The sequence below is a fragment of the Janthinobacterium sp. GW822-FHT07H10 genome, from assembly GCF_058798675.1.
Map to the genome: position 1 here is coordinate 413,563 of NZ_JBXAKS010000002.1, position 17,712 is coordinate 431,274.

Here is a 17,712-nt window from a genome sequence, read left to right on the forward strand (position 1 = left end):
ATACTCGCCGCTTCGCTCATCGCTCACCCCTGGAAGGAATCTCCGATGTCCGTCATTCCGACTTTGCATCAGACCGTGCTTGCTGCGGCACTCTCCATCGCGTTCGCCATGCCCGCGCTGGCCGCCGCTCCCGCAGTGGCCAGCGCGTCGTCGGCCTGGGTCGATGCCAGCAACCGCAACGCCGCCATCGTGCTGGCGGCGCAGGCGCAGTTTTCGCCCGAAGACGCTTCCGACACGGGCCTGGCGCAATACGACGGCCTGGCGGCCGACCTGGGGCCGAACATCACGGAGCGCCATGTGGCGGCCATGCAGAAGGCGCGCGCGCAGCTGCAGCAAAAGCTGGAACTGGAGCGCGACGAACGCATTCGCCAGGATCTGGAAATTTTGATCGGCGCCGTCGACCAGGAAATCGCCGGCGTCCAGCTCGACGCCCAACACAGCTTGCCGTGGGTCGACGTGCCGCAAATGGTCTTTGGCAGCATGCAAAGCCTGCTGCAGGAGCAGCGTCCGGCAGCGCGCCGCGCCAAGGCGCTCGAACGCCTGCAGCGCTACGTGGGCCAGTATCCGGGCAGCACGCCGATCACGGCGCAGGCGAAAGCGCGCTTCACGGAAAAGATCGGCCAGACGGGACTGGCAGGCCCAGTGCGCCGGCAGGTGGAGCAGTCGCTCGAGAACGTGCCGACGTATATCGCCGGCATCCGTAAGCTGTTCGCCGACATGCAGATTGGCGGCACGGAGGGCGCGCTGGCGGCCATGGAACAGCAACTGAACGAGTATGCGGCATGGGAAAGGCAAGTGGTGCTGCCGCTGGCGCGCACGGATTTCCGCATGGCGCCCGAGCTGTACGCGTTCCGCCTGAAGCAGGTGGGCATCGACATCGAACCGCGCGCGCTGGTCGAGCGGGCGGAAGTGGCCTACCTGGAAACGCGCGCGGCCATGCAGGCGCTGGCGCCCGTGGTGGCGGCCAGGCTGGCCTTGAAGGGCGTCGACGGCGCGGATTACCGCCAGGTGCTGCGCGCGCTGAAAAGCGATTCCATTCCCAACGAGCGGCTCGAAGCGCACTACAAGGGCGTCAATACGCAGCTCGAGGAGCGCATCCGCGCCCAGCGCGTGGTCGACCTGCCGCAGCGCGCCATGACCATGCGCCTGGCGTCGGCGGCGGAATCGGCGGCCCAGCCGGCGCCGCACATGCGTCCGCCTCCGCTGATCGGCAATACGGGGGAGCACGGCCAGTTCGTCCTGCCCGTCAGCAATCCGGCCGCCAGCGGCAAGGGCGAGGCCTATGACGATTTCAATTTCGCCGGCGCCGCCTGGACCCTGAGCGCGCACGAAGGCCGCCCCGGCCACGAGCTGCAGTTCAGCGCCATGGTGGAGCGCGGCGTGTCGCAGGCGCGCAGCCTGTACGCGTTCAATAGCGTCAACGTGGAGGGCTGGGCCCTGTACGCGGAAGCGGAAATGATCCCGTACGAGCCGGCCGAGGGCCAGTTCATCGCGCTGCAGTTCCGCATGCTGCGCGCGGCGCGCGCCATGCTCGACCCGATGCTGAACCTGGGGCAGGTGACGCGCGAAGAGGCGGGCCGCATCCTGACGCAGGAAGTGATGCTGTCGGCGCCGATGGCGCGCCAGGAACTCGACCGCTACACCTTCAATGCGCCGGGCCAGGCGGGCAGCTATTTCTATGGCTATACGCGCATCCTGCAGCTGCGCGCGGAAACGGAGCTGGCGCTGGGCGCGCAATTCGACCGCCTGGCCTTCAACAACTTCCTGCTGGGCCAGGGCTTGCTGCCGCCGGACCTGCTGGCCAAGGCCGTGCGCGAGCACTTCATCCCCGCGCAGCGCAAGGCCAAGGGCTGACGGCAGCCTGCGCCGCATGCCATACTGGCGTCCTTGAAATGATGACGTGAGTGGCGGGCATGTGGCGTGGGATCGTATTTGGTTTGCTGGCGGGCGCCTTCTGGGGCGCCGTTTTCATCGTGCCGGCCCTGCTGCCCGATTTTTCGCCGTTCGAGCTGATGGTCGGCCGCTACGTCTGCTATGGCGCGCTGGCGGCCGGCCTGATGCTGCCGCGCCTGTTGCCGCTGCTGCGGCGCTTGCGGCGCGGCGACTGGCTGGCCATGCTGCGCCAGGCCCTGGCCGGCAACGTCGTGTACTACCTGCTGCTGGCGTATGGCGTCAAGCTGGCCGGCGTGGCGGCCACCTCGCTGATCATCGGCCTGCTGCCCTTGAGCGTCACCATCCTGGGCCGCAACGACCACGGCGCGCTGCCGCTGCGCCGCCTGGCCTGGCCGCTGCTGGTGGTGGCCCTGGGGATCGCCTGCATCAATCTCGATGTCTTCAGCCATGACGTGGGCGTGGCGGTGGGCGGCGCCAGCCTGGCGCACAAGCTGCTCGGCGTGCTGTGCGCCGCCTGCGCGCTTGCCTGCTGGACCTGGTATGCGCTCGACAATGCCCGTTTTCTCAAGCGCCACGCGCATTTCAGTTCCATGGAATGGTCGATGCTGTATGGCCTGGCCAGCGGCGTCATCGCCCTGGTCGCCGGCGCCGTGGCGTTGGCCCTGCACCATGCGGGCGAGGCGGGCGGCCAGGCGGTCCCCGGCCGCGACTGGCCCGTCTTCTGGCTCGTGTGCCTGCTGCTGGCGCTGGGCGCTTCCGTGATCGGCAACTACCTGTGGAACATGGCCTCGCGCCTGGTGCCGGTGACGCTGTCGGGCCAGCTGATCCTGTCCGAAACCCTGTTCGCGCTGCTGTATGGCTTCGTCTACGCGCAGCGCATGCCACGTCCGCTGGAATGGGCGGCGATGCTCTTGCTGACGGCGGGCGTGCTGTGGTCCGTGCAGCGGCATGCGCAGCAGGAGCCGGAGCGCGGGGAAGGGCGGACGTAGCGAAAAATACATGGTTGCCAGCCTGCCGTTTGCACTGGCCGGGCCGTATAATTACGACAATGATGCTTGCCTTCCATGGGAGTTCCGCTTGCAATTACCGATCCGTTATCCGAACATGCCGCAACTGCTGCTGAAGGCGCGCGACAGCCTGCTGCAGCACTTCCGTCCCATCCTCAATCACTTCGGCGTGACGGAGCAGCAGTGGCGCATCATGCGCGCGCTGAATGAAAGCCCGACCCTGGAGCCGCGCGAGCTGTGCGACATCTGCCAGATTTCCAGCCCCAGCATGAGCGGCATCCTGGCCCGCATGGAAGAAATCGGCTTGATCGGACGCAGCAAGTTCGAAGGCGACCAGCGCCGCCGCAAGGTGCACCTGTCGGAAGCGGGCGCCAGCCTGCTGCTGCAGATGGGCAAGCTGATCGACTTGCAATACGAAAACCTCGAAGCGGCCTACGGCAAGCAGGTGTTCGAGGACATGCGCCGCACCCTGGAAGCCTTCATTGCGCTGGAAACCCTGCCGGTGGCGCCCGCCATCCTGCGCTGAACGGCCGCACCCGCTACCTCCCTCCTTCCTCCTGAAGCACCGACCGGCGCATGTTTTCTGCATGCGCCGCCGCTGCTTTGTCCACGCCTGTCGTCATCATTTTCGGCATATGCCGGGCTTGCGGCCCCGTTTTTGTCTGTTTTGCTATAAGACACAAGAAAGTTTTGCTATAAGACTATGCCTTATAGTCAATCACTTACATGTGAGTAAATAAGCGTATAATTTGCCTCACTTGATCCAAATCAAGAAGAACAGCGGACGCCCCGGTCAGCGGATCGGGCGACAACGCGGCGTCGAGGCCGGTACTGCGCCATCGCGGCGGCACTACTTGCCAGGCGTACAATAAATCAGGAAAGTCAGGAAAAATAATGAAGAATACTTGCATGCGCGCTACGGCGCTGGCCGCCTTTTCACTGCTTTGCGCAAACGTTTGCGCCCAAAGCAACGTCAGCATCTATGGCGTTGTCGACGCGGCCACCGCATACGCGAGCAACCAGGGCGGCAATTCGAACACGTATATGCGCAGCGGCAGTTTGTCTGCCAGCAAGATCGGTTTCCAGGGCGTGGAAGACCTGGGCGGCGACCTGAAGGCGCTGTTCCTGCTGGAAAACGGCTTTGAAAGCGATACGGGCGCGCAAAGTTCGGCCGACTCCCTGTTCAACCGCCAGGCCTACGTGGGCCTGCAATCGACGGCCTACGGCACCCTGACGGCCGGCCGCCAGTACACGCCGTACTACCTGCTGGTGGGATCTTTGGCATCGAGCAATGTCCTGACGGGTGCCACCGGTGCCCACCCTGGCGACATCGATGGGCTCGATACGACCGTGCGCATCAGCAATTCCCTGAGCTACAGCATGCCGGCGTGGCGCGGCCTGCAGGCCAGCGCGCAATACGGCTTTGGCGAAGCGGCCGACGGCAATGCCGTGGGCAGCAGCTTCAGCGCCGCCGTCAAGTACAGCACGTCGCCGGCCGAATTCGCGCTCGGCTATTTGAAACTGAAAAATGGCCGGAACGCGGCCAGCAGCATGGCCATGAGCGGCCAGGCCGGCTGGAACAGCAACGCCTCCGGCAGCTTCGGCGTGTCGGCCCTCAACCAGGGCTATGTTTCGGCCGACAGCATCGAGTTCATCGCCGCCAGCGCGCGCTACACGATGGGCAAGTGGATGGTGGGTGCGAATGCCAGCAACGTGCAGTACCAGGCGGGCAGCCATTCCACCTTCCGCGACACGGCCATCTTCAACACGGCCGGCCTGATCTCGAGCTACCAGCTGACGCCGCGGTGGTTCCTGGCGGCCGGCTACAGCGATACCTTCGCCAGCCACGCCAACGGCATCGCCGACCGCGCGCGCTACCGCCAGCTGTCGTTCGAACAGACGTATGCGCTGTCGAAGCGCACCGCGATCTACCTGATCGAAGCGCGCCAGCTGGCGCGCGGCCAGACCCTGGGCCAGAACGGCGATATCGTCAACGCCGTCGCCTCGGTCGGCGATTCGCAGAACGGCACGCCGTCGTCGAACGGCGGCCAGACGGTGGTCATGGTCGGTCTCAAGCATTCTTTCTGAACGGTTGCTGAACTCACGGGAGCTTCAATTGGACGCTACACACAATAAGGAGGGCCGCGGCCCTCTCAATCCCGGCCGCCGCATGGTGCTGGCCGGCTTGCTGTCGGTTTCGGCCGCGGCGCTGATACCCTGGGCGCTGGCCGAGCCGGTCGCCGACGCGGAGCAGGGCGCCTTCTTGGGCGTGTCGGCCATGCTGGTGGGGCGTCCGGTGCTCGATCCCGTGCTGGCCAGGCGCCTGTATGACGCGCTGGTGGCGCAGGACGCCGCCTTCCCCGCGAATGTGCGCGCATTGCTGGCCCTGATCAATGCGCAGGGCTTGCAGGCAGCCGGCCTGCAGGAAGCGCTCGATGCGCTCGATCCGGCGCAGTCGCCGCTGGCGGCCTTGCCGCGCCAGATCGCCAGCGCCTGGTACCTGGGCATCGTCGGCACGGGCGAGGCGGCCGTCTGCGTCGCCTACGAGCAGGCGCTGAACGCGGCCGTCGTGGCTGACGTCCTGAAGCCTCCCACGTATTCCTACGGCGCCTACGGCAGCTGGGCCAGAAAACCAATTTAAGGAGCCATCATGGCTGAACAACTGACCGCCGATTACCTCGTGATCGGCTCCGGCATCATCGGCTCGCTGGCCGCGCGCAAGCTGGCGCTGGCCGGCGCCTCGGTGCTGATCCTGGAAGCGGGGCCGCGCGTGTCGCGCGGCGAAATCGTCGCGCGCTTCCGCAACACGACGCGCCGCAGCGACTGGATATCGCCGTATCCATCGGTAGCCACGGCGCCGCACCCGATCTACCAGCCGAAGGATAACGGCTACCTGGTGCAGGCCGGTCCGTATCCGTACCCGGCCGAATACATCCGCCAGTTCGGCGGCACCTCGTGGCACTGGGCCGCGCAGGCCTGGCGCAACGTGCCGAACGATTTCCGCATCCACACCCTGTATGGCGTCGGCGTCGACTGGCCGATCAGCTATGCAGACCTGGAGCCGTTTTACCAGGAAGCGGAAGAGATCATGGGCGTCTCGGGCGCCGACAATACCGGCTCGCCGCGCAAGCAGGCCTTCCCGATGGACCCCGTGACGGAGCCGTACGCGATGCGCCGCATCCGCGAGCGCCTCGACCCCTCGTTCAAGGTGGTCGGCAACACGGTGGCGCGCAACAGCGTCGGCTACGATGGCCGCCCGGCCTGCTGCGGCAACAACAGCTGCCAGCCGATTTGCCCCATCGACGCGCAATACCACGGCGGCATCGCCGCGCAGCAGGCGGAAGACGCGGGCGTGAAGATCGTCTGCAATGCCAACGTCTACAAGCTGGAACACGACGCGCAGGGCCGCATCACGGCCGCGCTGTACTACGACGTCGACAGAAAGAGCCACCGCGTCACGGCCAAGACTTTCATTTTGGCCGCCAACGGCATCGAAAGCCCCCGCTTGCTGCTCGTTTCCGCCTCGGACAAATACCCGAACGGCCTGGCCAACAGCAGCGACATGGTGGGCCGCAACCTGATGGACCATCCGAGCACCTCGATCACTTTCGACGCCGATGAAGACCTGTGGCTGGGCCGGGGCCCGCAAAGCCCCAATTCCATCAACACCATGCGCGACGGCGACTTCCGCAGCCAGCATTCGCCATACCGCCTGGACTTCACGAACATCTCGCGCGTCGATGGCGCCTCGAAGGAACTGATCGGCAAGGGCGTGTTTGGCGCGGAATTCGAACAGCAGCTGCGTTTCCGCTCGGCGCGCGAAATGAGCCTGAAAAACGTGCTGGAAGTGCTGCCGAACCCGGAAAACCGCATCGCCCTGAGCAGCGAAAAGGATGCCATGGGCATTCCCAAGCCGCAGGCGCACTATGCGATCGACGACTATACGAAGCGCGGCCATGAACGCTCGAAGCAGGATTTCGAGCAGATCGCGAAACTGATGGGCGGCACCAATCTGCGCCACAGCAAGGAAGGCGTGTTCGCCAACAACCAGCACATCTGCGGCACCCTGTCGATGGGTTCCGACCCCGCCAAGGCCGTGTGCGACCAGTGGGGCCGCACCTTCGACCACGCCAACCTGTTCCTGTGCAGTACCGGCGTGCTGCCGACGTCCGGCACCTGCAATTCGACGGAAAACGGCCTGGCCGTGGCCTTGCGCACCGTCAAGCACATCCTCGATGAACAACTGGGAGGAACGGCATGATGGCGGCCTTCAGACTGGCGGCGGGCGCCGCCTTGCTGTCCCTGGCCTTGCCCGTGCTGGCTGCCGGCGCATCCAGTCCGGATGCGGCGGCGATCGAGCGTGGCCGCTACCTGGCCACGGCCGGCGACTGCATCGCCTGCCATAGCGTGCCCGGCGGCAAGCCGATGGCGGGCGGCCTGGCCCTGGCCACGCCGCTGGGCGCCGTCTATGCCACCAACATCACGCCGTCCAAAACGCACGGCATCGGCAACTACACGCTCAAGCAGTTTTCCGACGCCGTGCGCCATGGCGTGCGGGCCGACGGCGCCAACCTTTATCCGGCGATGCCCTACACGGCCTACGCCAGGGTGACGGACGAGGACACGGCGGCCCTGTACGATTACTTCATGCATGGCGTGGCGGCCGTGGACGCGGCGCCGGCGCAAACGACGGATCTGCCATTCCCGTTCAACATCCGCCTGTCGATGGCGGGCTGGAATTGGCTGTTCCTCGACAAGAAACCGTTCGTGGCCGATACGGCCAAGAGCATGGAGTGGAACCGCGGCGCCTACCTGGCGCAGGGCCTGGCGCACTGCACCACCTGCCATACGCCGCGCAATGCGCTGATGGCCGAGCAGCTGTCGAAAGAGCTGGGCGGCGCCGACCTGGGCACCTGGCATGCGCCGAATATCACCTCGGACGTCAACAGCGGCGTCGGCAGCTGGAGCCAGCAAGACCTGGTCGACTACCTGCGCACGGGTCGCGCGGCCAACAAGGCGCAGGCGGCCGGACCAATGGCCGAAGCCATCGACCATAGCCTGAAGCACCTGAGCGATGCGGACTTGAACGCCATCGCGCACTACGTCAAGAGCGTGCCCGCCATCCGCGACAAGGCCGACACGCAAGCGGTGACGCAATGGGGGCAGGCGGGCGATGCGCTCAATGCGATCCGGGGCGTGCCGCTGCCGCAGGACTTGAACAAGATGTCGGGTGCGCAGCTGTACGATGCGCAGTGCGCCAGCTGTCACCAGGCCAGGGGCGAGGGCAGCTTCGATGGCGGCCTGCCGCCGCTGTTCCACAACTCGGTGACGGGCCGCAGCAACAGCAACAACCTGGTGATGGCGATCCTCGATGGCGTGGAGCGCCAGGGCGGCAAGGGCAGCCATGCCTCAGGCCACCTGATGCCCGCCTTCCGCCAGACCCTGTCGGACGAGCAGATCGTCACCCTCGGCAATTACGTGCAGCAGATGTACGGCAATCCCGCCGTCAAGGTGACGGCGGAACAGGTGACGACCCTGCGCAATGGCGGCGCGCCGTCCAACCTGATCGGCCTGGCCCGCGCCGGCATCATCGTCGGCGTGCTGGTGCTGCTGGCGCTGCTGCTGCTGTGGTGGCGCGGACGCCGGCGCAAGCAAGCGTAAGCTGGGGCCAGGCTGGAAAGCCTGGCCCTTTTTTTATGCGGCAAAACCGCCGTCGATCTTCAGCCCTGCGCCCGTGACGAATGCCGCTTCCTCGCTGGCCAGGTAAGCCACCATGCCGGCGATTTCATCGGCGCTGCCGTGGCGCGGCAGGGCCATCAGGCCGTGCATCAGGTCGGCGAAGTCGCCCGTCGGCGGATTCATGTCGGTGGCGACGGGGCCCGGTTCCACGTTGTTGATGGTGATGCCGCGCGGGCCCAGGTCGCGCGACAGGCCTTGCGTCAGGCCGCTCAGCGCCGATTTGCTCATGGCGTAGGCGGCCGCGCCGCCGAACGGCATGCGGTGCGCATTCGTGCTGCCGATGTTGATGATGCGTCCGCCCGTCTGCATGTGCGCCACGGCCGCCTTGATGGCGACGAAGACGGCGCGCACGTTGACGGCCACGGTCTTGTCGAAGTCCGCCAGCGAAAAATCGTCGATGGCGCCGGGCAGGAAGACGCCGGCGTTGTTGACGAGGATATCGACGCGGCCGAACTGCGCCGCCACCTGGTCGATGGCCGCCGTCAGGGCCGCCGCATCGGCCGCATCGGCCTGCACGGCCAGCGCCTTGCCGCCGGCCGCTTCCACCTTGCCTGCCAGCGCCTGCGCTTCGGCCGCGGAACTCTGGTAAGTGAAGACCACCGTGGCGCCCTGCAGGGCCAGGCGGCGCACGATGGCGGCGCCGATGCCGCGCGAGCCGCCCGTGACGAAGGCGATCTTGTTCAGCAGTGATGGGGAACTGGTGTTGGCTTGGGTGTGCATGATGTAACTTTCTGTGTGGGGAGTCGAGGAGTTCAGTATCTGCCTTTCATTCCTGCCGCGCTAGCCATGAATCGCTACAATCACTTTCAACCATTGCTATCAAATGAGCGGGTAGAATAGGCGCATGGACGCCCTCAATCATTTGCAATCATTCGTGCTGTCGGCCGAGGCGGGCAGCTTTTCCGCGGCCGCGCGCCGCCTGGGGCTGACGCCGGCTGCCGTCAGCAAGAACGTGGCGCGCCTGGAAGCGAGCCTCGGGCTGCGCCTGTTCCAGCGCAGCACGCGGCGCCTGACCCTGACGGAAGGGGGCGAACGCTTCCTGCAGCAGATCGGCGGCGCCCTGGCCACCCTGCGCGAAGCCATCGCCGACGTGGCCGAGGAGGGCGGCCAGCCGGCCGGCGTGCTGAAGATCAGCATGGCGCCGTCGTTCGGGCGCAGCTACGTGGTGCCGCTGCTCGGTGAATTCATCGCGCGCTACCCGGGCGTGATCCCCGACTGCCATTTCGACAACCGCCAGGTGGACCTCGTGGGCGAAGGCTTCGATGTCGCCATCGGCGGCGGCATCGAACTGACGCCGGGCGTGGTGGCGCGCGAACTGGGGCATGCGCACATCGTGGCCACGGCGTCGCCCGCCTTCATGCAGGGTAAAACCATGCCCGTGCATCCGTCGGACCTGGCGCCATTCGACGGCGTGGCGCGCCGCTCGGCCGGCAGCGGGCGCCTGCGCAGCTGGATACTGCGCGATGGCCGGGGCGGCGAGGGCGTGGCCGAATGCCGGCCGCGCGCCATCTTCGACGATCCGGAAGCGATGGCGCAGGCGGCCATCATGGGCGTCGGGGTGGCGCTGCTGCCCATGCCGCATGCGCTGCCCCATTTGCGCAGCGGCGCCCTGCTGCGGCTGCTGCCCGGCTGGCATGCCGATTCCGGGCCCCTGTCGATATACTATCCGAGCAAGAAGCTGCTGCCGGCGAAGACGCGCGTGTTCGTCGATTTCTTGCTGGAGCAGTTCCGCCAGCGCGATTTCGCCGCCCAGATGCGGCCCGACTAACGAAGAGAAAGCACGCATGCCTGCTAATTACAGCCTGTTTTACACCTTTGACGGCGATCAGCCGGCCCGCTTCCGCGAGGTGCGTGTGTTCGGCACGACGGTCTGGACGGCCGGCGGCGCCGCCATGACCTGGGGCGAGGAAACGCGCAGCGACTATGCCAGCGCGGCGCAGGCGCGTGCCGTGTACGCCGCCCATTGCCAGGCGGCGCTGGCCGATGGCCATGCGCTGGCGCGTGAAAGCTTGATCGACCCCGCCGCATTCGATGTCGCGCTGCTGAAAAGCCTGGTGGCGGACGCCGCGCGCCTGGCCTTCGATGCCGTGCGCGCCGCCCATCCCGGACAGCACATCAACGCGTTCGCGCTGGTCAGCGACGACAGTGCCATGACCATCGGCCCCATGGCGAATAGCCGCGAAGCGCTGGCGGCCTCGGAGTATGGCGACGAGATGCTGTGGAATCCGGCCGAATGGGCGTTTGACGATGGCGGCGCGTATTTCGACAGCGCCTACCGCCTGCTGTTGCAGGCCCACCGCGACTTGCCGTTCGACGTGGATTTCGCGACCTTCCGCACGGGCGTGTTCGAGGCCTGTATCGCGGCGCTGGCGCAGCTCGATGCCGAAGGCGCGTTCGGCGCCGGCGCGCAGCGCGACGATAGCGTGCTGCTGTTCGAGGTCAGCGACAGCGAAGCGGTGGAGGGCGCCATGGCGCGATTGAATCCGCCGGCGGTGCTGGCGCGTTTCGAGGCGTGGATGGCCAGCTGGGCCGATTAGGCTTTACGCCGCCAGCAGTCTCAGTCTCGTAATCTCGGCCGGCGCGCCGATGCGCTTGGGCGGGCCCCAGTAGCCGGTGCCGCGGCTGACGTAAATCCACAGGCGGCCGCGCCGGTGCAGGCCGGCCACATACGGCTGCTGCAGCGGCACGAACAGATTCCACGGCCAGAACTGTCCGCCGTGCGTGTGGCCCGACAATTGCAGGTCGTAGCCGGCCAGCTCCGCTTCCGGCGCGCTGCGCGGCTGGTGCGCCAGCAGGATGCGCGGGATGGCGGCCGGCGCGCCGGCGATGGCGGCCCGCGGGTCGCTCTTCTGGGCTGGATCGAAACCGGCCGCATTGAAGTCGGTCACGCCGGCCAGCGCCAGGCGCGCGCCGTCGTGTTCGAGGATCGCGTGCTCGTTCATCAGCACGCGCAAGCCCAGGCGGCGAAATTCCGCGACCCACGGGCCGGCGCCCGAATAGTATTCGTGGTTGCCCGTCACCAGAAACACGCCATGGCGCGCGCGCAGCTCGCCCAGCGGCGCCGTGTGCGCCCCCAGCTGCGCCACCGTGCCGTCGACGACGTCGCCCGTGATGGCGATGGCATCCGCCTGCAGGCCGTTGGCGCGCGCCACGATGGCCTCGACGTAGGCGCGCTTGATGGTGGCGCCGACGTGGATGTCGCTCAGCTGCACGATGGTGAAGTTGTGCAGCGCCGGCGGCAGGCCGGCAATCGGCACGTCGACGTCGCGCACCCTGGCCACCCGGCGCGCGTTGACGAAGCCGACGATGGTGGCCAGCAGCGCCAGGAGCAGGACGGCGATGGCGGACGCCTGCGCATGCGGGCGCGCGGCGGGAATGAACATCAGCAGTGCGCGCAGCAGCGTGAGCACGAACAGCGAGGAAAAAAAGCCCATGCACAGAGAGCCAGCCCAGCTGAGGCGGTCGGCCAGGCGCGCATCGCCGGTGACGGCGCGGGCGAAGATCGTCATCGGCATCAGCATGGTCGAGGCCAGCAAGACGGCGCCGCCCAGCAGCCAGCCGGCCAGGCCGATGGGCAGCGCTGGCAGCAGCAGCCAGCCCAGCAGGGCGTGCAGGGCGCCCAGTATCATGGTGATGCGCAGCAGCGGCGTGCGGGTTTTCATGTCATGGTTCCAGAAATGGGGGCCGGGATAGGCGCGGGCGGTGCGCACGGGCTGCCGTCCGGGCGGCGGCGCGCATCGCTGGCCGCCGCCGCTTCGCGGCAAGGCCGAGACCGTCGCGTTTCGCACGCGCCGATTATAGCCGAAGCGTTATGCGGGCGCGCCGCCGCGCCCGGGGCGGGGCGGCGGCGCTCACTGGCCGATATGCAGTCCCAGCGTGGCCAGCTTGCCGAAATCGACAGGCTTGGCAAAATGTTCGTTGAAGCCGGCCTGCATGGCGGCTTGCCTGTCGTGTTCCTGGCCGTAGCCGGTCAGCGCCACCAGCAGGAATTGCTGCGGGATCGGCAGCTTGCGCAGGGCGACGGCGACCTCATAGCCGTTCATGTCGGGCAGGCCGATGTCGAGGAAGACGATGTCGGGCCTGAATTCCAGCGTGCGCTCGGTGGCCTGGGCACCCGTGTAGGCCGTGCGCACCGTGTGGCCGTACATTTCCAGCAATTCGGCCAAGGTGTCGGCCGCATCGCAATTGTCGTCGACGACGAGGATGCGCTGGCTGCCGCCAGCATCGGCTGGCGCCGCGGGTGGCGCCGGCAGCGGCACGTTGGCGTCGAGCGGCAGATGGACTTCAAAGGTGCTGCCCAGGCCCACGCCCGGACTGTGCACGCTGACCTGGCCGCCGTGCAGCTCGACCAGGTTGCGCACCAGCGACAGGCCGATGCCCAGGCCGTCCTGCACGCGGTCGGGCGAATGGCCGCTCTGGGCGAACAGGCCGAAGATGCTGTCGATGCTGGCGGCGGCGATGCCGATGCCGTTGTCGCTGAGGCGGATGGCCACGTTGTCGCCTTCGCGCGCGGCGCAAATGGCGATGCGCCCGCCCGGCGCCGTGAACTTGGCCGCGTTGAGCAGCAGGTTGGCGACGATCTGCGACAGCCGCACGGCGTCGCCGCAGACCCACAGCTCTTCCGAGGGCAGCTTGACGTCCAGCGCGTGGCCGCGCGCCTCGATGCTGTGCGAACTGGTCTCCAGCGCGCTGCGGATCACGCTGGCCAGGCTGACGCTTTCCCACTGCAGCGAGATCTTGCCCTGCGAAATGCGCGACACGTCGAGCAGGTCGTCCACCAGGCGCACCAGGTGGTCCGTATGGCGGGCGATGGTGCGGCGCGCATTGTCCTGCATGGCCGGCACGACGGGATCGAGCTTGCACAGCAGGGCCAGCGCCGTGCGGATCGGTCCCAGCGGATTGCGCAGTTCATGCGCGAGGGTGGCCAGGAATTCATCCTTGCGGCGGTCGACGTCGCGCAGTTCGCGCTCGACCTGGCCCAGGCGCAGCAGCGCCCGGACGTTGGCGATCAGTTCATCGGCTTCGATCGGTTCGACCAGGTAGTTGTCGGCGCCGCCGTCGAGGGCGCGGATCTTGTCGGCCGTGCCGATGCACGAGGCGGACGTCTGCAGCACCAGGATGGTGTTGGTGTCGGCGCCGCCTTTCAGCTGGCGGCACACTTCCAGGCCGTTGATGTCGGGCAGCTTGACGTCGAGCAGGATCAGGTTGGGGCGGTCCTGGCGCGCGCGCAGCAGCGCGTCGCCACCGTTCGACGCTTCGATCACCTTGAAGCCGGCGCGGGTGAGGATGCGCGATTTGGCGTAGCGTGCGCCGTCGCTGTCATCCACGTTCAGGATCAGTGCATCGCTGTTTTTATCCGGTAGCATGCGCATTGTTCCAGGTGGTTGTGCCTTGCGGCGGGGCCGGTTCTTGCCGGTGGTGTGGATTGCCGATCAGGGCGCGCAGGGTGGACAGCAGCTGCTGGCGCAGCAGGGGCTTGACGTAATAGGCGTCGGAACCCAGCGCCAGGCCCTTGCGCTGGTCCTCGATTTCGGTGGCGACGATGATCGGCACCTGGCGCCGCAGCGGATCGTTTTTCAGTTCCGCCAGCCAGTGCCAGGCGCTTTCGCCATGCAGCAGGATGTCGAGGATGACGGCGGCGGGCCGCTGCTGTTCCCAGCGTTCCTCCGCTTCGCGCACGCTGCGCGCGGCCACCACGCGAAATTCGCTGCCGGCCAAAAATTTTTCATACAGCAGGCGGATGGGGGGATTGTCTTCCACCACCAGCACGGCGATGCGCTGGTCGTTGCCGTTGTCGTTGGCCGGCGCGCAGGGCGGCAGGCTGCCTTCGGGCGCGTCGTAGCGCACGGGCAGGACGACGGAAAACAGCGAGCCCTGGCCCGGCGTGCTTTCCACGGCCACCGTGCCATTGAGCAGGGTGGCCAGGTTGCGGCACAGGGGCAGGCCGAGGCCCGTGCCCTTGACCTTGCGCTGCATGTGGTTTTCCACCTGGCTGAATTCCTCGAAGATCATCTGCACGTCCTCGGCGCCGATGCCCAGGCCCGTGTCGGAGACGGAAAAGCGGATCGCGTCCTGTTCCGGCAGTGGCGTGGCGCTGACGACGATGGCGCCGGCCTCGGTGAACTTGAGGGCGTTGGAGATGAAGTTGCGCAGGATTTGCGACAGCTTGCCTTCGTCCGTATGGATCTGCAGGCCCGCATCGGGATCGAGGAAGGTGAGCGTGAGCGACTCGGACACCAGCAGCGGACGCAGCATGCCGCGCAGGGCGCTGAACAGGTCGGCCACCTGGAAGCTGTTGGCGTGCACGTCGACCTTGCCCGCCTCGATCTTGGCCAGGTCCAGCAAGTCGTTGACCAGGTCGCTCAGGCTGACGGCGCCCTGCAGGATGAACAGCACCTGTTTTTCCTGTTCCGCCGACAGCTCGCCATCGACCCTGTCGAGCAGCAGCTTGGCCAGCGCGCGGATGGAGCTGAGCGGCGTGCGGAATTCATGGCTCATGTTCGACAGGAAGCGCGATTTCATCTGGTCGGCGCGGCGCAGGTGGTCGGCCTTTTCATCGAGTTCGGCGTACAGCGCCACCACGCCGCGGTTGGTGTCTTCCAGTTCGCGCGTCAGCTGCAGCAAGTCTTCCTGGCGCGTCTTCAGCTCGGCCAGGGTGCCCAGCAGCTCGCGGTTCTGCTGCTGCACCTCGGCCACGGTGATGTCCGATGGCAGCGCCTGCAGGCTGCCGGAGAGGGTGCCGATTTTCTGCCCGTCGAGCAGGGGCGCATCGCGCGGGAACAGCTTTTGCAGCGTGATTTCCGTGCCCTGGCCCGGCACGCTGTGGATGTGGCAGCGGTCCATCAGGCGCTGCGCGCCCAGGATGCCCAGCCCCATGCCCGTCGGCGAATGGTAGGTGCCGGCCAAGATGCGCTCGAGCTGGGCGATGCCGGGGCCCTGGTCCTCGATGCGGATGGTAAACACCTGCGGCGCCGTCTGGCCATCGATGGCGAAATGGACTTTGCCGCTGCCCGCGTAGTTATATACATTGCGCGCCAGTTCCGACACGGCCGTGGCGATGCGCACCTGGTCCTGCACGCCAAAGCCGCACAGGGCGGCGATCTGCCGCGCGCGCTGGCGCGCCCCGACGACATCGAGCTCGCTGGCGATATTGGCGGTCAATATGCGTTGTGTCATGCTGTCCCTTCTTCTCCGGTTGCGGCCTGCTGCTCCTCATGTTCGCGCAGCACCACCACGGTGACATCGTCGCGCCCGCGCGCAAAGTCGCGGTATAGCGCGGCGGCGACCAGGCTCGGATGGCATTGCGCCAGGCCCGGATACTGTTCCAGGTCCCAGCGCGTGTGCAGGCCGTCCGAATGCATGATCAGCATGGTGCCGACCTGCCACGGATAGCGGAATTCCTGCAGCTTGCGCAGGTTGCTGCCGACGATGCCGTTGTGCGACAGCAGGTGACGGCGCTGTTGCGGCGCAAAGGCGCAGGCGGCGATATTGCCCACACCGGCGTAGCGCAATTCCTGGCGCGCGCTGTCGATATGCGCCACGGCCAGCGCCGCGCCGCGCGTGCCGCGCAGGGCGCCGTGGGCCAGTTCGATGAAAGGCGCGGGCAGGGGCGGCAGGCCGGGCGTGCTCTCTTCGAGCAGCGCGCTGGCCAGTTCCGAGGCGCGCGCCGCCAGCGGGCCATGGCCCAGGCCATCGGCCACCATCAGGCTCAGTTCATGGCCTTCGCACACCACGTTCCAGGCGTCGCCGCACACCTGCTCCGAGGCCAGCGGCAGGCAGACGGCGCCGACCTGCCAGTTCGGACTGGGGGGGATGGCGCTGCTGGCGTGCGGACCCCACACCACCATCATCAGCAAGGTGCCCTTGCCGGGCGCCGTGTACAGGTCGAATTCCTGGCTCAGGCGGCGGATCGCCCCCAGGCCCACGCCATACGTGCCCGTGGTGGAATGGCCATCCTGCATGTGCTGGCGCACGTTGGCCATGCCTGGCCCGCTGTCGATGGCCAGCACCTCGATGCCGCTGCAGCCGCCGCGCACCACCTTGCGCAGCAGGATCTCGCCGCGCCGCGCATGCTTGACGATGTTGGTGGCCGCCTCGCTGATGACGATGGCCAGCTGGCCCGCGCGCACGTCGTCGAAGCCGATGTGGCGCGCCAGTTCGTTGCCGGCGCGGCGGGCCGCGGCGATTTCGCTCGGTTCGCCGATGGGAAAACTTCTTTGCCTGAGGATGTCAGGGTACGGCTCTTGGTGGTTCAAAACAGCTTCCATTTCGCGATGGTGACGGTGGTGCCCGCGCCGGGCGCCGTGTCGATGTGAAATGCATCGGCCAGGCGCTTGGCGCCGCCCAGGCCCAGCCCCAGCCCGCCGCCGGTGGTGTAGCCATCGGTCAGCGCCTGGGGAATATCGTCGATGCCCGGTCCCGCATCGACAAAGCTCAGTTCCAGCCCGAGGCGCGCGCCATCGCGCACGCGCGCGATGCGCGCCTCGCCGCCGCCGCCGTAGCGCAGGGTGTTGCGCGCCAGTTCGCTGGCCGCCGTGATGATCTTGGTCTGTTCGATCAGGCCAAAGCCCATGGCGACCATGCTGTCGCGCACCTGCTTGCGCAGGCGCACCACGTCCTCATCGCTGCGCAGCGGCAGTACCTGCGCCGCTTCCTGCGCCGTTGCCGGCGCGGATGGCGCCCAGCTGGGCGATGCTGGCCAGGCCGGGCTTAGTCCCACAGGCTGCCCCGTTCCAGCAGCTTGATGCCCAGCTCCACGTTCAGCGCCGTGCTCACGCCTTCCAGCGCCAGTCCCAGCTCGACCAGCGTGATGGCGACGGCTGGCTGCATGCCCACCACCACCGTGCGCGCGTCGAGGATCTTCGCCATGGCCGCCGTGTTGCTGATCATGCGGCCGATGAAGGAATCGACGATGTCGAGCGCGGAAATGTCGATCAGCACGCCCGTGGCGCGTTCCTTGACGATGCGCGTGGTCAGGTCGTCCTGCAGGGTCATCGCCAGGCGGTCATGCATGTCCACCTGGATCGTCACCAGCAGCAGCCGGCCCATGCGTAAAATGGGGATTCTCTCCATG

At 67.1% G+C, this 17,712-nt stretch carries 16 protein-coding genes; 9 read left to right on the forward strand and 7 right to left on the reverse strand.

The annotated features are described in order from the left end of the window. Positions 1-45: 45 nt before the first annotated feature. The 7 genes from AC1RDJ_RS05995 to AC1RDJ_RS06025 all read left to right on the forward strand — a co-directional run bounded on the left by AC1RDJ_RS05995 (position 46) and on the right by AC1RDJ_RS06025 (position 8,561). Positions 46-1,854 (forward strand): DUF885 domain-containing protein, encoded by a 1,809-nt coding sequence (locus tag AC1RDJ_RS05995; RefSeq protein WP_493026904.1) that lies wholly within the window; start codon positions 46-48, stop codon positions 1,852-1,854. Positions 1,855-1,913: 59 nt separating this feature from the next. Beyond that, on the forward strand, positions 1,914-2,882 hold the full coding sequence (locus tag AC1RDJ_RS06000) for a DMT family transporter (protein ID WP_493026905.1): 969 nt from the start codon (positions 1,914-1,916) through the stop codon (positions 2,880-2,882). Positions 2,883-2,970: 88 nt separating this feature from the next. Beyond that, entirely contained in the window at positions 2,971-3,426 is a 456-nt protein-coding gene (gene hpaR, locus AC1RDJ_RS06005) for a homoprotocatechuate degradation operon regulator HpaR (protein ID WP_232251255.1), read from the forward strand. Between the two features lie 368 nt (positions 3,427-3,794). Beyond that, entirely contained in the window at positions 3,795-4,988 is a 1,194-nt protein-coding gene (locus tag AC1RDJ_RS06010) for a porin (protein WP_493026906.1), read from the forward strand. 28 nt (positions 4,989-5,016) lie between these two features. Beyond that, complete coding sequence (locus AC1RDJ_RS06015) at positions 5,017-5,541, forward strand: sugar dehydrogenase complex small subunit (protein ID WP_493026907.1); 525 nt, start codon at positions 5,017-5,019, stop codon at positions 5,539-5,541. A gap of 9 nt (positions 5,542-5,550) precedes the next feature. Continuing rightward, positions 5,551-7,161, forward strand: a complete 1,611-nt coding sequence (locus AC1RDJ_RS06020) for a GMC family oxidoreductase (RefSeq protein ID WP_493026908.1) — start codon at positions 5,551-5,553, stop codon at positions 7,159-7,161. Then, a complete protein-coding gene (locus AC1RDJ_RS06025; protein WP_493026909.1) occupies positions 7,158-8,561 on the forward strand; it encodes a c-type cytochrome in 1,404 nt (467 codons plus the stop codon). The genes AC1RDJ_RS06020 and AC1RDJ_RS06025 overlap by 4 nt, the downstream gene beginning before the upstream one ends. A gap of 33 nt (positions 8,562-8,594) precedes the next feature. Here AC1RDJ_RS06025 and AC1RDJ_RS06030 read toward each other — a convergent pair whose 3' ends face one another. Then, positions 8,595-9,359 carry an SDR family oxidoreductase gene (locus AC1RDJ_RS06030; protein ID WP_493026910.1) on the reverse strand — a complete coding sequence of 255 codons (765 nt, stop codon included), beginning with the start codon at positions 9,357-9,359 and terminating at the stop codon, positions 8,595-8,597. A gap of 124 nt (positions 9,360-9,483) precedes the next feature. Here AC1RDJ_RS06030 and AC1RDJ_RS06035 point away from each other — a divergent pair, with 124 nt between their 5' ends. Continuing rightward, on the forward strand, positions 9,484-10,407 hold the full coding sequence (locus AC1RDJ_RS06035) for a LysR family transcriptional regulator (RefSeq protein ID WP_071323392.1): 924 nt from the start codon (positions 9,484-9,486) through the stop codon (positions 10,405-10,407). A gap of 16 nt (positions 10,408-10,423) precedes the next feature. Further along, positions 10,424-11,176, forward strand: a complete 753-nt coding sequence (locus AC1RDJ_RS06040; protein ID WP_493026912.1) for a DUF4303 domain-containing protein — start codon at positions 10,424-10,426, stop codon at positions 11,174-11,176. Between the two features lie 3 nt (positions 11,177-11,179). Here the strand turns inward: AC1RDJ_RS06040 and AC1RDJ_RS06045 are convergent, their stop codons facing one another. From AC1RDJ_RS06045 to AC1RDJ_RS06070, 6 genes are all read right to left on the reverse strand, one after another. After that, positions 11,180-12,301: a metallophosphoesterase gene (locus AC1RDJ_RS06045; protein WP_493026913.1), complete on the reverse strand. Its 1,122-nt coding sequence runs from the start codon at positions 12,299-12,301 to the stop codon at positions 11,180-11,182. A gap of 189 nt (positions 12,302-12,490) precedes the next feature. Then, positions 12,491-14,005, reverse strand: a complete 1,515-nt coding sequence (locus AC1RDJ_RS06050; RefSeq protein ID WP_071326399.1) for an ATP-binding response regulator — start codon at positions 14,003-14,005, stop codon at positions 12,491-12,493. Then, positions 13,992-15,815, reverse strand: coding sequence for an ATP-binding protein (locus AC1RDJ_RS06055; protein WP_493026914.1), 1,824 nt, complete (start codon positions 15,813-15,815; stop codon positions 13,992-13,994). The genes AC1RDJ_RS06050 and AC1RDJ_RS06055 overlap by 14 nt, the downstream gene beginning before the upstream one ends. After that, positions 15,812-16,894 (reverse strand): ATP-binding SpoIIE family protein phosphatase, encoded by a 1,083-nt coding sequence (locus AC1RDJ_RS06060; protein ID WP_493026916.1) that lies wholly within the window; start codon positions 16,892-16,894, stop codon positions 15,812-15,814. The genes AC1RDJ_RS06055 and AC1RDJ_RS06060 overlap by 4 nt, the downstream gene beginning before the upstream one ends. Next, positions 16,891-17,277, reverse strand: coding sequence for an ATP-binding protein (locus tag AC1RDJ_RS06065; RefSeq protein ID WP_071326400.1), 387 nt, complete (start codon positions 17,275-17,277; stop codon positions 16,891-16,893). The genes AC1RDJ_RS06060 and AC1RDJ_RS06065 overlap by 4 nt, the downstream gene beginning before the upstream one ends. Before the next feature lie 71 nt (positions 17,278-17,348). Beyond that, complete coding sequence (locus tag AC1RDJ_RS06070) at positions 17,349-17,711, reverse strand: STAS domain-containing protein (RefSeq protein ID WP_071323396.1); 363 nt, start codon at positions 17,709-17,711, stop codon at positions 17,349-17,351. Position 17,712 lies beyond the last annotated feature (1 nt).